Annotated in this window: 13 protein-coding genes; 5 read left to right on the forward strand and 8 right to left on the reverse strand. The window is 44.5% G+C overall.

All coding sequences use genetic code 11. From position 1 onward, the window contains the following. Positions 1-63 precede the first annotated feature (63 nt). The gene (locus tag B6N13_RS05060) at positions 64-996 is read right to left on the reverse strand and encodes a glyoxylate/hydroxypyruvate reductase A (protein WP_012070745.1); all 933 of its coding nucleotides are present in this window, start codon (positions 994-996) and stop codon (positions 64-66) included. Positions 997-1,259: 263 nt separating this feature from the next. Between B6N13_RS05060 and B6N13_RS05065 the strand changes: the two genes are divergently transcribed. The 5 genes from B6N13_RS05065 to B6N13_RS05085 all read left to right on the forward strand — a co-directional run bounded on the left by B6N13_RS05065 (position 1,260) and on the right by B6N13_RS05085 (position 7,353). Next, positions 1,260-2,639: an aspartate aminotransferase family protein gene (locus B6N13_RS05065; protein WP_169458688.1), complete on the forward strand. Its 1,380-nt coding sequence runs from the start codon at positions 1,260-1,262 to the stop codon at positions 2,637-2,639. 127 nt (positions 2,640-2,766) lie between these two features. Continuing rightward, positions 2,767-3,261 carry an Lrp/AsnC family transcriptional regulator gene (locus B6N13_RS05070; protein WP_012070747.1) on the forward strand — a complete coding sequence of 165 codons (495 nt, stop codon included), beginning with the start codon at positions 2,767-2,769 and terminating at the stop codon, positions 3,259-3,261. 193 nt (positions 3,262-3,454) lie between these two features. Then, positions 3,455-4,936 (forward strand): NAD-dependent succinate-semialdehyde dehydrogenase, encoded by a 1,482-nt coding sequence (locus B6N13_RS05075; protein WP_169458689.1) that lies wholly within the window; start codon positions 3,455-3,457, stop codon positions 4,934-4,936. Positions 4,937-4,953: 17 nt separating this feature from the next. Then, positions 4,954-5,943: a M14 family metallopeptidase gene (locus tag B6N13_RS05080; protein ID WP_169458690.1), complete on the forward strand. Its 990-nt coding sequence runs from the start codon at positions 4,954-4,956 to the stop codon at positions 5,941-5,943. A gap of 84 nt (positions 5,944-6,027) precedes the next feature. Then, a complete protein-coding gene (locus B6N13_RS05085) occupies positions 6,028-7,353 on the forward strand; it encodes an FAD-binding oxidoreductase (protein ID WP_012070750.1) in 1,326 nt (441 codons plus the stop codon). Positions 7,354-7,441: 88 nt separating this feature from the next. On the opposite strand, the gene B6N13_RS05090 is transcribed toward B6N13_RS05085, so the two are convergent. From B6N13_RS05090 to B6N13_RS05120, 7 genes are all read right to left on the reverse strand, one after another. Next, complete coding sequence (locus tag B6N13_RS05090; protein ID WP_169458691.1) at positions 7,442-7,837, reverse strand: AraC family transcriptional regulator; 396 nt, start codon at positions 7,835-7,837, stop codon at positions 7,442-7,444. A gap of 64 nt (positions 7,838-7,901) precedes the next feature. Beyond that, positions 7,902-9,740: an ABC transporter ATP-binding protein gene (locus B6N13_RS05095; protein WP_048814074.1), complete on the reverse strand. Its 1,839-nt coding sequence runs from the start codon at positions 9,738-9,740 to the stop codon at positions 7,902-7,904. Positions 9,741-9,751: 11 nt separating this feature from the next. Then, on the reverse strand, positions 9,752-10,621 hold the full coding sequence (locus B6N13_RS05100) for an ABC transporter permease (RefSeq protein ID WP_012070753.1): 870 nt from the start codon (positions 10,619-10,621) through the stop codon (positions 9,752-9,754). Further along, a complete protein-coding gene (locus B6N13_RS05105) occupies positions 10,618-11,571 on the reverse strand; it encodes an ABC transporter permease (protein WP_012070754.1) in 954 nt (317 codons plus the stop codon). Before B6N13_RS05105 ends, B6N13_RS05100 begins: the two co-directional genes overlap by 4 nt. A 73-nt stretch (positions 11,572-11,644) precedes the next feature. Further along, positions 11,645-13,255 carry an ABC transporter substrate-binding protein gene (locus B6N13_RS05110; protein ID WP_012070755.1) on the reverse strand — a complete coding sequence of 537 codons (1,611 nt, stop codon included), beginning with the start codon at positions 13,253-13,255 and terminating at the stop codon, positions 11,645-11,647. A 135-nt stretch (positions 13,256-13,390) separates the two neighbouring features. After that, positions 13,391-14,668, reverse strand: a complete 1,278-nt coding sequence (locus tag B6N13_RS05115) for an FAD-binding oxidoreductase (RefSeq protein WP_169458692.1) — start codon at positions 14,666-14,668, stop codon at positions 13,391-13,393. A 24-nt stretch (positions 14,669-14,692) separates the two neighbouring features. Further along, the gene (locus B6N13_RS05120; RefSeq protein WP_012070757.1) at positions 14,693-15,361 is read right to left on the reverse strand and encodes a haloacid dehalogenase type II; all 669 of its coding nucleotides are present in this window, start codon (positions 15,359-15,361) and stop codon (positions 14,693-14,695) included. Between the last annotated feature and the right edge of the window lie 47 nt (positions 15,362-15,408).

Genomic DNA, 15,408 nt, shown 5'->3' on the forward strand with positions numbered 1-15,408 from the left:
TTTTACCATAAGTAGTGACTCGATAACTTGATGCTATCTTCTTTAAGGGTCAACTACCTCAAATTAGTAACCTAATGTTGGATTAATTTGATTATTTAACCTTTCTTCAGCAGCAAGTTTTTTGGCATTGTCTACCAGCTGATGGATTATTTCAGGTTTTGAAGCATCAGAAGCAACATGAGGGGTAATCGATACGCCTTGGGTAGTCCACAGCGGGTTATTCTCTGGCAATGGCTCCACACTAAACACATCCAACAAAGCGCCTCGCAAGTGGCCTGATTCAATAGCCTGTATGAGATCGGCTTCAACCAAATGATCGCCTCGACCACAATTGATCAAATAGCTTCCTTCTGGCATTTTATTGAACACTTGTGCATTCAAAATTCCCTGAGTGGAAGCGTTAAGTGGCAAAATATTTACCACAATATCAGACTGTTCTAACAGAGAATCCAAGCCATCTTCCCCGAAATAACAGTGAACATCTTGTAAGAATTTCTTGGTGCGAGACCAGCCATATACAGAGTACCCAAATGCCGCCAACTGGCTTGACACATAACCACCTAACTCTCCCAAACCTAAGAATCCAATACGAATATCCTTTTTTTTACGAATAGGATATCGCTGCCAATTTTTTATACTTTGCTCTTGTATCGCTTTATCAAAGTTACGCTGTACATTCAAAATACCGTACAGAATATATTCAAACATACCAATTTTTTGCCCATCATCAACAACTCGACAAACTGGAAGGCCGGCAGTCAGCAAAGTTTCACCAAGATGGTCAACTCCAGCCGCCACGGAGTGTATTAATTTGATATTGGGATATTCTATTAGCAAGTCTTGATCTGGTGCCCAACAAGCAGCGATCTGTGCATTTTCAGCCCCAGGCTCTCCAGGTAAGAAAGCCTTTACATCAGGGTAAAGTTCTCGGCAAAGGTTAACTAAAAAGCTGGAATATTTTGGTGTATTTGTAGCAAATAGTATGGCGGCACTCATTTACATCTCTCTTTACTAATTGAATTTTAGCCCCAAAAATTTGAATTAGCGGCCTCTAGAGCCAACAAGATAGCGCCCAAAACGCCCGTTTAAAAGAGGATTTACAGGCTAAAATGATCAAAAATCAACAAACCAAATAATATTCCGAATACGCTTCGAATTCGTCACATCTGCCTTGTTATCGCTATCTGACTCAACAGAATACGCCGCCTTTTTGATACTAATATAGAAGCCATCTTTCAATGACCGATGGCAGATAGACAATGCAAAATGACACGCTAGTATCTTTAGATAAACAACACCTTATTCACCCTGTCACCAATTATCGTGCTCATGAAGTACGCGGTGCGACCATACTAAAATCTGGCAAAGGAGCCTATTTAACCGATAATACCGGCAAAGAACTACTCGATGCTTTTTCTGGCCTTTGGTGTGTCAATACTGGCTATGGCCAAGAGAGCGTTATTAAAGCCGCCGAAAAGCAAATGCGCGAATTACCTTATGCTACAGGCTATTTTCACTTTGCCTCTGAACCTGCTATTACACTAGCTGCGAAATTGGTCGAAATCACACCAAAATCTTTGCAGCATGTCTTTTTTACACAAGGCGGTTCTGATGCCGTTGATTCCGCGATCCGCTTTATCGTCAATTACTTTAATTCCATCGGTAAACATGACAAAAAGCAGTTTATTAGCATAGAACGTGGCTATCATGGCTCTTCATCACAAGGGGCCGGATTAACCGCTTTACCAGCGTTTCACCGCCATTTCGATTTACCTCTTCCTAGTCAGCACCGAATTCCTTGTCCGTATGCTTATCGCAGCAAAGCGGGTTCAACGCCCGAAAGCATCATTGCCGACTCCGTTTCTTCGTTAAAAGACAAAGTAAATGAACTAGGAGCCGACAATGTAGCGGCCTTTTTCTGTGAACCTATTATTGGTTCAGGCGGGGTCATAGTGCCACCAAAAGGCTGGTTAAAAGCCATGCAAGCATGCTGCAATGAGCTGGGCATTTTGTTTGTCGTTGATGAAGTGATTACCGGCTTTGGTCGAACAGGTCCAATGTTTGCCTGTCTAGCCGAAGAGGTCACACCGGATTTGATGACCATGGCAAAAGGACTGACCTCTGGCTATGCGCCGATGGGGGCGGTCATGATGAGCGACGCCGTTTATCAAGGTCTTGCAGAAGGTTGTGGCCAAGATGCGCCGGTCGGCCATGGTTATACTTACTCGGCGCACCCAGTGAGTGCGGCAATTGCATTAGAAGTCATTCGTTTGTATGAGGAAGGAGGATTACTGAACAATTGTCAAACACTCGCCCCTTATTTTGAACAAGGATTACAGTCTTTATTAGACCATCCTTTGGTGGGTGATGCCCGTAGTCGCGGTTTGCTTGGTGCTCTTGAATTAGTTGCTGATAAAGAGAACAAAACGCACTTTGATCCAGCATTAAAGTTAGCTGATCGGCTAACGAAAAGTGCTTATAAACACGGGTTGATTTTCCGCGCCTTTGCCGACAACATTCTTGGCTTTGCCCCAGCCTTGTGTTATACCAAAGAGGACTTTGACCTGTTATTTAAGCGTTTAAAGGATACACTTGATGATGTACTTGAGCAGCCAGAAGTTCGTAGTGCTCTAAAGTGATCAAACGCGCTTTACATTAGGTTTATTTTGTAAAAGCAAACATTGTGACACATCAATAGATGACGTTTCGCAATGTTTGCTTTAGTATCGAAGGATATCTAACCGCTTAACATAATTGGAGATTTTGATGAACGGGGCGCAAAAACTGGATCGACTTGATATTCGTATTTTAAGCCATCTACAGCGTAACGGTCGTATTTCCAATGTTAACTTAGCGGATGCCGTAGGTTTATCACCCAGCCCCTGCTTAACACGAGTTAAGCGATTAGAAAAAGCCGGTTACATTATTGATTACGGCGCTCACATTCAATTAGAAAAGCTCGGCACCATTCAACGGGTTTTCACTCAGGTCACTCTAAAAGATCATCGCCCAGATCACTTTGCCCAATTCGAAAACTACATTCGAAAACTAGACGAAGTGCAAGAGTGCCATCTTGTCAGTGGCGGTTTCGACTATCAGCTAATTTTCCTAACTCGCAATGTAGTCCACTATCAAACCGTAATGGAAGAATTACTCGACAAGAACCTCTTTATCGATAAATATTTCAGCTACATAGTGATCAAATCTCCTATCGTCAAAAAATATTATCCTATCGATAATTTATTTACGCCTGAAGATTAATACCTTGACAATCTAGCAAAGCACATTCTCCCTATTGGGTGCGATTTCCCCAACCGCAGCATAAGCTTCCGTATCTGCTCATAAAAACAAACAATCCTACGATTTATCCTCCCATAACAAGCGTAATCGTTAGTCTGCTCTCGCTAAAATGGTTATCAACTCAACGATGGCTGTATTGAAAAGGCAAAGATTTATGACTCTGATACTCAAGCGCCCCAACCTAATTCGTACCAATAACTTCATCAATGGCCAATGGCAAAATAGTGAGCAAAATGCACACTACCCCGTTAGTAATCCTGCCACTGGAGAAGATTTTGCTCAGGTAGCAAACAGCACAGTAAAAGATGCTAAAGAAGCCACCGACGCTGCTTATCAAGCATTCGAAAGCTGGCGCACCCAACCCGCAAAAGTACGCTCACAATGTCTCATCCGTTGGCACCAGTTAATAATAAAAAACGCGGAGGATTTAGCTCGCATCATTTCCTATGAACAAGGAAAACCGCTCGCAGAAGCCCGTGGCGAAGTCGCCTATGGCGCCTCATATGTGGACTGGTTTGCCAGCGAAGCACTTCGCACTTACGGGGATATCATTCCTGAAACAGTTCATGGCAAAAAGCTCATGGTGGTCAAAGAAGCGGTCGGGGTTGTGGCGGCGATTACACCTTGGAACTTCCCTTTGGCTATGATCGCACGAAAAATAGCGCCTGCGCTTGCCGCTGGCTGCACTGTGGTTGCCAAGCCCGCGGAAGACACCCCATTAACGGCATTGGCTTTAGTTGCCTTAGCCGAAGAAGCCGGAATTCCAGCCGGTGTATTAAACATAATCACCTCGTCACGGGACCGAGTATCAGAGGTGGTAGGCGTATGGTTAAGCGATGCCCGCGTCCGTAAAGTCACCTTCACGGGTTCCACCGCCGTCGGTAAAATTTTAGCAAGAGAATCAGCTGCCACATTGAAACATCTGTCTTTGGAGTTGGGAGGTAATGCGCCCTTTATCGTCTTTGAAGATGCAGACCTTGATGCCGCTGTTGAAGGATTAATCGCTGCGAAATTTCGTAATGGTGGTCAAACCTGTGTATGCCCAAACAGAGTCTACGTTCATGACAGTGTTTATGATGATTTTGCTGACAAATTAACCAAGCGTGTTGCCTCTCTAAAAGTCGGACCATGGGATCAGGCCGATAGCCAAATTGGCCCTATGATCAACGACCGAGCCATCGAAAAGATTCAACGTCATGTAGACGATGCTCTGACGCTCGGCGCTCGCTTGCTCACAGGTGGAAAGCGCATTCAAAACGACATGGCAACAGGGCCAAACTATTTTGCTCCTACCGTTCTGGTTGATGCCAATCATGATATGGAACTCGCCCGTGATGAAACCTTTGGGCCTGTTGCTCCACTCTTTCGTTTTCACTCAGAACAAGAAGTGATTGAAGCGGCCAATGACACTCCGTTTGGTTTAGCGGGTTATTTTTATTCCAACGATATTAAGCGCGTTTGGCGCGTCTCAAGCAAAATGCAAACCGGTATTGTTGGTATCAATGAAGGGGCCATCGCTTCAGAAACAGCTCCCTTTGGTGGTGTGAAAGAGTCCGGTTATGGTCGCGAAGGTTCACGCTACGGATTGGATGACTACATGGATACAAAATATCTTTGCCAAGGTAATTTGGATTAAGACTGGAGATGGCTGCAATGAATAATGAATCGTTAACACCCAATAAGGATACGCTACCGGATTATCCTATTGAGATAGAATTTCCAGACATCACGCCCTACGAGAAAGGCAACAGTGGCATTCCTTATCTTTATACTTTTGATAGTGGCGCCGCTGGACCACATGTGATGATAAACAGCATTATTCATGGCAATGAAGTCTGTGGTGCTATTGTCGTAAAAGAGCTGATCGATATGGGGTTAACACCTCGTCAAGGCAAACTCACGCTGGCATTTTCAAATGTGGCAGCTTATCTAACTTTTGATCCGCAAAATCCGGATAAATCACGCTTTGTAGACCAAGATATGAACCGTGTGTGGACGAAAGCGATCCTTGAAGACCTCACTAAAGACTCATCCGAACTTCGCCGCGCCCGTGAAATGCGTCCAGTAATTGACGAGGTGGATTTCCTCTTAGATTTGCATTCAATGCACGAAAAATGCTCACCCCTTTGCGTCTGTGGTCCATTGGATAAAGGCTTAGAACTAGCCAAACAACAAGCTTCCCCTGCTTGGGTGATTCGTGATGAAGGCCATCCGGAAGGTTGCCGACTCCGTGATTATGCGGATTTTGGTGATTCAAGCAGTGATAAAAACGCTCTTTTAGTCGAATGCGGTCAACACTGGGAGTCTTCTGCGGTCACTGTGGCACGCGATGTTACCGCTCGCTTCTTAGTATTGCATGGCGTTATTGAACAAGATGACTTACCCAGCTATTGGTTCCAACCACTTGAGCCAATAATGAATATAGTAAAAGTCACGGAACCTGTCGTAGCGACCAGTATGGATTTTCGTTTTGCCGATCAGTACACAGGTTTAGAAACATTTAGTGAAGCTGGCAACGTCATTGCATGGAGTGATGGCCTACCTGTTAAAACCCCTTACGCAAACTGCGTTTTGGTGATGCCATCGATTCGGCAATTACGACCAGGTGTCACTGTGGTGCGTCTGGGTGAACTGTGCATTTAGATAAGTCATAAAAATACATACTGACACTTTTAGTCGAATTCATCCGTCAAAAGCGTCATCCTTAAATACAGCAAGGGGAACAAAATGCCCGCTCCATTATTATGCATTTCATCAACACCAGAATTACCAGAAAGCGCGGATGCCGTTGTTATCGGTGGTGGCATCGTGGGCGTTTGTGCAGCCTATTTTATGGCACGCCAAGGAATGAAAGTCGCTCTCATTGAAAAAGGCCGAGTTGGAGCAGAACAGTCCAGCCGAAATTGGGGCTGGTGTCGCCAACAAAACCGTGACGCACGTGAACTCCCCCTTGCGACCAAAAGCCTAGATCTGTGGGAAGAAATTACCGAAGATCTTGGCGAGGATTTGGGCTTTCGCCGCTGCGGATTACTCTATTTATCGGATAACCAAGCGGAAATTGATACTTGGGCGAAATGGCGTGACTTTGCGAAAGGTGAAGGGGTAACCACTCATATGCTCAGTGCGAGCGAAGCGGCTGAACGTGGTATCTCCACCAATAAACCATGGCTAGGCGGTGTGTTCTCTCCTTCCGATGGTATTGCCGACCCTTCCAGAGCCGCGCCATTGATTGCCAAAGGCGTGATAAAACACGGCGGCAGTATTCACCAATTCTGCGCCGCTCGTGGCATTGAAACCGAGGCAGGCAAAGTATGTGGTGTCATTACAGAAAAAGGCGTGATTAAAACCTCTCAAGTGGTCATGGCTGGCGGCGCTTGGGCTTCGTCTTTTTGTAACCAGCTGGGGATCCGCTTCCCACAATCCGCCGTGCGCTCTTCTGCTCTCTCTCTTATGCCGGGAGCGAAAGGCATTCCGAGTGCGTTACATACGTCCGAAGTCTCCATTACACAACGCAGTAACGGTGGCTATACACTTGCTATCTCAGGCACAGCGAATGTGGATATCACGCCTCAACAATTGCGCTTTGCCACAGATTTCTTACCCATGTTCGCAAAACGCTGGAAGATACTCTCTCCAGGCGATTTACAAGCTTGGCTAGCAGGTCATGAAACTCGTAAAAAATGGGCTTTAGATAAACCCACTCCGATGGAAAAAACTCGAATTTTAGACCCAAGACCGTCCACCAAATTAATTGAAGAAACTCTGAGACGTGCACGCATGCTGCTGCCTGAATTCGCCAATATTCCAGTACAAAATGCATGGGGCGGCTACATTGATAGTACGCCTGACGGTGTGCCAGTCATTGATCATGCAGAGAATATTTCAGGCTTTTTAATTGCTGCTGGATTCTCGGGGCACGGATTTGGTATCGGACCAGGCGCTGGTAAGTTGATCGCTGAAATGCTCGCCGGTAAAGAAACCTTTGTGGAGCATAAACAATACCAACTTGCTCGATTAAACAAAAAAGCATGGGGGAAAGTGTCGGATTTTTAAACAGAATCCGTCCTTTCCACATTAAAGTAAAAAGCCATGACAGTGACCTGTCATGGCTTTTTTATCACTTATAAAAATCACAAACTCGCTAAGCCTTACAAAAGCGTTCTCTGTATTGGCTAGGTGTCACACCACATAAACGCTTAAAGTGCTTAGCCAAATGACTCTGATCAAAAAAGCCCACCGCTCCAGCAACTTCGGTAGGTCGTTTGCCTTGCTCAATCAAAAACTGAGCGTTACAAACACGCACTCGGCAGACATATTGATAGGGAGAAATCCCCATTAATTGACGAAACCGCTTTGCCAAACTAAAGCGAGTTAACCCTACTAGAGCAGCTAAAGAGTCTAAATCAATAGACTCTTTATAATGCTGATCAATATATGCTTTGGCTTTTGCTATCGACTGAGAGGCCGATTCATTAAGGCAAATAATGGTATTTTCGCTTAGGATATTTGCTGGCAAAATTTCCACTAGATCTTCCATAATCGCACCTCTCTCGCTTAAATATAGATTCCTTGTCCCTATAGGTTTCGGGACTCTCATAAATTTAGACACTTTCGACTAAGGCATTTTTCTGCTCATGGCGTTGAACACTTTGACTATTTAAGTCATTAACAAATGTGTGGTGACACAATATTTGATTGCCTTTTGGTAGCTTAATTCGAGCAGGAATAATGCGATTACATTTACCCTCAATCCTTACCGCACAACGATCTAAAAATGGACAAAGTTCCACATTCTGTTTGGCCGCGCTAATGGTTGGCAAAGTTTCATGGTTCGCATTTGTCGACTCTAGCCAGCCTTGTTGCAGCTCTGGTACTGAATCGATAAGTAATTGAGTATAAGGATGAAATGGCGGACGCTGAAAAGACTCACCAGCCCCTTGCTCCACTTTAAAACCAGAGTAAAGCACAACCACTTCATCACAAATGGCTTGAACCATACTGATATCATGGCTGATAAAGAGATAGGAAACGTTTAATTTCTTCCTTAAATCGGCCATTAATTCGAGAATAGCAGCACCAACAACGGTATCCAGAGCCGATGTCACTTCATCACACAGAATAATATCGGGTTCTGCGGCTAACGCTCTTGCTAAGTTAATACGTTGTTTTTGACCACCAGACAACTCGGTTGGTCGACGATTCGCAATGCTGGCCGGTAAATGCACTAACGACAATAACTCTAGTACCCTATCACGCTGTTTCTTGCCTTTCATGCCATGATAAAAGCGCAATGGACGGGCAAGAATTTCTTCAACAGTATGCAAAGGATTCAAGGCCGTATCGGCATTTTGAAAAACATATTGCACGCGTCTTAACTGTTCTCTTGTTCGCTTAGTAGCATGCTCATTCAACTGTTCGCCATCAAGGTAGGTATTTCCCCCACTTGCTTGAACTAAGCCAACAATACTTCTTGCTAAGGTGGTTTTTCCTGAACCCGATTCGCCAATCACCCCAACGGTTGCACCACGACGAATTTTTAAATCTATGTTGTGAAGTACTTTTTTATTACCAAAACTCACTTCTAAATGACGTACTTCTAACAAAGGAGTGTCTGTATTCAAGTCCATCGTTTTCTGCTCGACCGTATCCTGACGAGTTTCAGGTTTCATAGCAGACAATAAACTTTTGGTGTATTCATTTGTTGGGGCTTCTAGAATCTCACGAGTGACATTATTTTCCTGAATTTCACCATTTTTCAGAACCACGATACGATCGGCCATTTGAGCAACAACGGCTAAATCATGGGACACATAAACGGCCGTTGTATTGCGCTCTTGAACCACCTTTTTAAAAGCTCTTAGCACTTCAATTTGTGTTGTTACATCCAACGCCGTCGTCGGCTCATCCAATATCACCAAAGCAGGGTCGGTGATGAGTGCCATTGCAGCCATCAAGCGCTGAAGTTGTCCACCCGATACTTGATGGGGATATCTTTCCCCTATGGTTTCAGGTGATGGCAAAGCCAGCTCTTTAAATAAACCGATGGCTTTTTCTTGAGCCTCTTTGCGAGAACAGGTCTTATGAATCATGGCGCTTTCTATGACCTGATCCATTATTGTTTTTGATGGATTAAAAGCCGCTGCCGCACTTTGCGCAATATAAGATACCGTTCGGCCACGCATTTTTGTCAGCTGATGAGGAGAAAGAGTCAAAACATCCACTCCTGCGACTTGAACAGAGCCGCCAACAATATGACAGCCACTGCGAGCATAGCCCATCAAAGACAAGGCAATGGTTGTTTTACCAGAACCAGATTCACCAATTAATGCTAATACTTCACCCTTTTTTAAACTGAAGTCGGCGCCATGGACAATTGGAATATCAGCCCCACCAGAGCGCACAGCAACGCGTAAACCACTCACTTTTACAAGTTCTGTCATCATTCTTCTCCTTAATGGTGTGCCGATTTATTGCCAAAGCTATCGATCAACAAGTTAACCCCAATGGTCAAAGACGCAATAGCAATGGCTGGGGCAATAACCGCTGGCGCTCCTGACCCTAAACCAGAGATATTTTCACGAACCAAAGATCCCCAATCTGCATCCGGCGGCTGTACACCCAAGCCAAGAAAACTCATGGAACTCAACAGCAAAACAACAAACACAAAACGCAGACCAAAGTCGGTCAAGACTGGACGGAACATATTAGGAAGGACTTCTTTGAAAATAATATAAGCCATGGACTCACCACGGAGCCGAGCAACTTGAACATAGTCTAACGTCATGACATTTACTGCCAAAGCACGGGCAATTCGAAAGCTCCCCGGCATGTAAGCAATGGCTGCCATGATAATTAGCAAAGGAACCGAAGAACCGAACGATGCCACCATAATCAAAGCAAACATCTTGCTTGGGATTGAAATCATTGCATCTTGAGTACGACTAATCACCGCATCTAACCAACCACCTGAAGCGGCAGCCACTAAGCCCGAAACAACACCAGCAGTACAAGCCGCAACGGTGGCGGCCAAAGCAACACCAATGGTATAAGGTGTGCCATTTAATACTCGGCTAAAAATATCTCTGCCTAAGTAGTCCGTACCCATCCAGTATTTAGCGCTCACAGGGCCAAAGACATCGTAACTTACAAAATCATTGGCGCCATAAGGTGCAACCATCGGCCCAATTACCGACATGATTAACCAAAAAAGAATTAAGATACCACCAATAGCACCACTGGCAGATCGCCCACGCAAGCGAGAGAAAAGTGACACGCTATAAATAGAGGTAGCCTTTTTAACGGAAGAAGTATTTGAACTCATTTTCGCAACCTCGGATTAGATACAATTTCACAAATATCAGCAATTAGAACCAAGATGAGATAGCCAAAACAAAATAGCATGGCGCAACCTTGAACCAAGGGCATATCCCTTGTGCTAACCGCGTTAAGCATTAATGTTGCGATTCCGGGGTAATTAAAAATGGATTCGACAATAATTACGCCGCCCAATAAATAGGACAAGCTCAATGCAACCGCATTCGCAATTGGGCCAAGGGCGTTAGGTAATACATGACGTAACACAATTCGCATTGGGCTGGCTCCTTTTAGCAAAGCCATCTCCACATAAGGGGAACTTAATTGATCAATCACCGCTGCTCGTGTCATTCGAGCCATTTGGGCGACCAAGACACTGCACAACGTCAGTACAGGCATGGCATAGACTTTAATCATCTCGCCAAAAGTATGTGCACTTTCCACATGAGACAATGCCGACAACCAACCAAGTTTTACCGCAAAGATTAATACGGCAATAGTCGCAATTAAAAACTCTGGAACCGACACTGCAAAGACCGCCATCATATTGATGTACCGGTCGAACCAAGAGCCACGATACATGGCAGAAAAAATACCAATCGACAGTGCGATAGGAACGGACACACTCGCAGCAAAGGCTGCCAAAACAAGTGTATTGGGTAAACGGCTCCAGATTAGCTCCATGATTGACATGCCATTTACCATGGAATAGCCAGCATCCCCAACGAGTAAGCCACCAAGCCATTGGATATAACGAGTATAAATGGGTAGGTCTAATCCTAGTTGCGTTCTTAAAGCCGCCAGAGTTTCTGGCGTGGCGGATTGACCCAATAACTCTTGAGCAGCATCACCTGGCAATAAATTCGTGATGATAAAAATCACCAGAGAAACAATCCATAAGGTCAATACACCTAGCCCTATGCGATTCATTATAAGCCGTGAAATTGTTTGATTCATGGTTCACCTATTATGCAGAGCATTGTGGAATCAAAGCTTCCACAATGCTGAGTTTAGTAACAAGAATTGGGACTTAAACTTCTAGCCAAACTTGTTCTGCAAACATGTACCCCATGAAACCACCTATTGGGTGAGGGGTATATCCTCCTAACTTACTGTTACAGGCATCATTGATACTATTAAAGTTGGAAATACCAATACCGCAATGATCATGAACTAAAACCTGCATATCGCCATACATTTGCTTGCGTTTGGCCTCATCCATCTCTCCACGTGCCGCAATCAACAGCTGATCAAACTGTTCATTTTTCCAACCCGATTCATTCCAGTTTGAGCTTGATTGATAGAACAAACTAAAAATCAGGTCAGCCGTGGGTCGCGCATTAATATTTGAAAAGCCTAAGGGATCTTTCATCCAATGATTGGACCAATAACCGTCTGCTGGAACTCGTTTTATATCCAATTTAAGCCCAGCTTGTTGAGCTGACAATTGCACTATTTGGGCCATTTCAACGGAATTATCCGCCGCAGCGGACGCTACCATAGGGATACTTTGGCCTAACACTCCAGCTTTTTTGAAATGATACTTCGCTTTATCTGGATCAAATTCTCGCTGTGCTAATCCGCTGTTGTAATAACGGTGGCCTTTTGGAATTGGTTGGTCATTAGCAATTGTGCCAAAGCCACGACAAGCCACATTTATAATTTGCGGGCGATTTAGAATCGATTTCATGCCTAAAACAAAATCAGGATTTTGCACAGGACCAAGCTGCTCTCTCATTACCAAATTGGTATAACCACCAGAATCCGTCTGTATTACTCGTGCAATTGGGTTTTCCATTAGGGTGTTAATAGAGCGCGGATTGACTGAGTTTATCAAATGCACATCGCCAGACAAAAGCGCATTGACGCGAGCAGACTCATCTGGAATAGAGAACAGCTCTACTTCGTCTAAATACGGAAGACCTTTTTTCCAATAATTTGGATTACGAGTGCCGATAGAACGAATACCTGGCTGGAACTCCTGACAAATAAATGCCCCAGTTCCATTGGCTTTTTTGAAGTCTGTTGTGCCATCACGAACAATCAGAAAATGAGACACAGCTAGAATAGCGGGCAAATCAGCATTTTTAGTTTGTAAAGTGATATGAACTTCGTGAGGTCCTACAGCTTTAACCTCGACCATTTGCTTAGCAACACTCTCAACTTTAGAGCTGGTTTTTGGGTCTTTATGACGATTAAACGAGTACACAACATCAGCTGATGTGAAAGGCTTACCATCATGAAAGTTAACATCTTTGCGGAGTTTAATGACCCATTTTTCAGCATCTTTCGTATCAAATGATTCCGCTAACACCATTTGAGGTACCAAGCTTTCATCTAACCGAGTGAGTCCGTTATAAAACATATAATGGCGGGTGTAATCAGTAGAGCCCGATCCTTTAGCCGGATCCAAGGTATCTGCCGTGGAACCTGACTGACTAGCGACTTTGACTTTACCGCCGTACACACCAGCGGAGGATTTAGCAAAAGATAGTGAGGAGCCTGGTACTAATACGCCTGAGCCAGCTGCCACTACCCCAGTTGTCATCATTCCACGCAAAACCTGACGTCGGGATACGCCCTGCGTTAACAGACTTGAACTTTGTTTTTCTCCCAACGAACGTTTTTTGTCATCTTTCATTTTATGGTTCCTTTTGTAAGTTATTATGTCATTAAAGTCTTACTCTTCTTTTTATATATCGGTTTATTTACTTCATTGCATTTCTACGAAAGCGGATTTGCCGACTCAAAGTCGCCTCGTTTTCTCATTCATGAATTAATGTATTAAGTCTTGAAAGCGGTAATAAGCTCCAACAAAGGGAAGAAACCATGGCTTGCCAAAATGACCAGGCACAGAGGGCCAATCAAGTTCTCGCCAAGGATTTGCTGCTTCATCACCCATAATGACTTTTGCCATTACTTTGCCCATGTGTGTCGACATTTGAACACCATGCCCGCTGTAGCCTAGTGAGTAATACATGCCCTCATGCTGACCCGCTCTAGGTAATCGGTCCGCCGTCATATCCACTAATCCCCCCCAGCAATAGTCGATACGAACATTGCGTAGCTCAGGGAAAACTTCCGCCATCGATGCTCGTAAAATATGCCCACTCTTTTCATCAGAGCTAGGGTTAGACATAGCAAAACGCGCTCGACCACCAAACAACAGACGATTATCAGGTGTAATACGAAAGTAATTGCCGATGTTTTTTGTCGTCACATAGCTGCGTTTTTCAACTAAAAGACGGGCTAACAATTCAGGAGCTAATGGCTCGGTAACCACAATAAAGCTGCCAACAGACACCAAACGTCGACGAAAATATTGAAAGGGTCCTTTCGCCGAGCTGCCAGTAGCAAGAAACACTTTATTAGCAACAAGCGAGCCGCGATTAGAAGTGATTTGGTAACGATCCACTGAAAGCCGATCAATACCGGTTACCATGGCATTTTCGTACAGTTTTGCACCGTATTTCACGGCAGCATCTGCCAAACCTAAGCCAAACTTGCCCATGTGCATTTGCGCACTGGTCGTTTGTAAGAGGCCACCATGGAATTGATTAGTCCCCACTTCACCTCGAACTTCGCCAGCCGTTAAGATACGAACATTAGGGTCCACTTCGGCTACAAGACGGTCATGAGCACGAGCCAATTTATCGTAGTGTGCTGGCTTAGCCGCCAACTTAAGACGGCCATTGCGAGTAAAGTCGCAGTCTATCGCTTCCTCTTTCACTAAATCCGCAACCGTATCGACCGCGTCTATATAGGAATGATAAAAAGCACGAGCTTTATCAGTACCGATTTTCTCTGCGAGTGAAGCATAGTCATGGGCTAGACCCGCATTACATTGGCCACCGTTACGCCCTGATGCTTCGCCAACCATCTTTCCACCTTCCAAAAGGACAACAGAAAGACCTTGCTTGGCTAACGCGATGGCTGCGGATAATCCAGTAAAACCACCACCCACAATCGCCACATCGTACTGACCCGATACGTTGCCCTGTTCCCCATTCTTGAAAGTTGAAACAGTGTCTAACCAATAGGATTCTAACTTCATGAAGCCCCCTCTGATGCTGTTCGACTAAACGCCCAACAAGTCCGCTAAGCCAGATAAATCAGACACTTCATGATATTCATAGAAAGGTGTCGATGGCTCATGACCACGGTTAACAAACACTTTGTTCTTGATTCCCATATCATGAGCTGACATTAGGTCGTAGCGTAGGCTAGAGGAAACATGCAAAACATCTTCTGGGCCGCAACCCAATTTTTCCAACATATACTCAAAGCCTTGTAACCTAGGTTTGTAAGCTTGAACTTGTTCTGCGGTATAAACAGCGTGGAAAGGAGCGCCTAACTTTTCAATATTGTGCGGAATTTGCTCATCCATGGCATTGGTCAGACCTACGAGTTTGAATTTAGTCGCTAAGCGAGCCAATGCTTCAGGAACATCTGGATGAGGCCCCCAAGTAGGAACGGCGTTGTAAAAGATCATTCCTTCATCATCGCGGTATTCAATTCCCCAGCGCTTGCAAGTACGTTTAACCGCATTACAAACAACTTGGTCGTAAGGCTTCCAGTCACCTAACACTTCATCCAATCGATAGGCTGAAAAGTCTTTTATAAATTGGTCCATGTCTTCTGGAGCAATACGGTCTTCAAAGACACGTCGTGCCGTTGGCCCCATTTGAAAATAAATTAAAGTGCCGTAGCAATCGAAGGTAATGTACTTTGGATTCAAGGTAGACATGTGGCTCTCCATTTTTTAGCGATTCGTTAAAATTTCTAAAATTTTTT

The organism is Marinomonas sp. UCMA 3892 (assembly GCF_012726345.1).
GTDB lineage: Bacteria > Pseudomonadota > Gammaproteobacteria > Pseudomonadales > Marinomonadaceae > Marinomonas.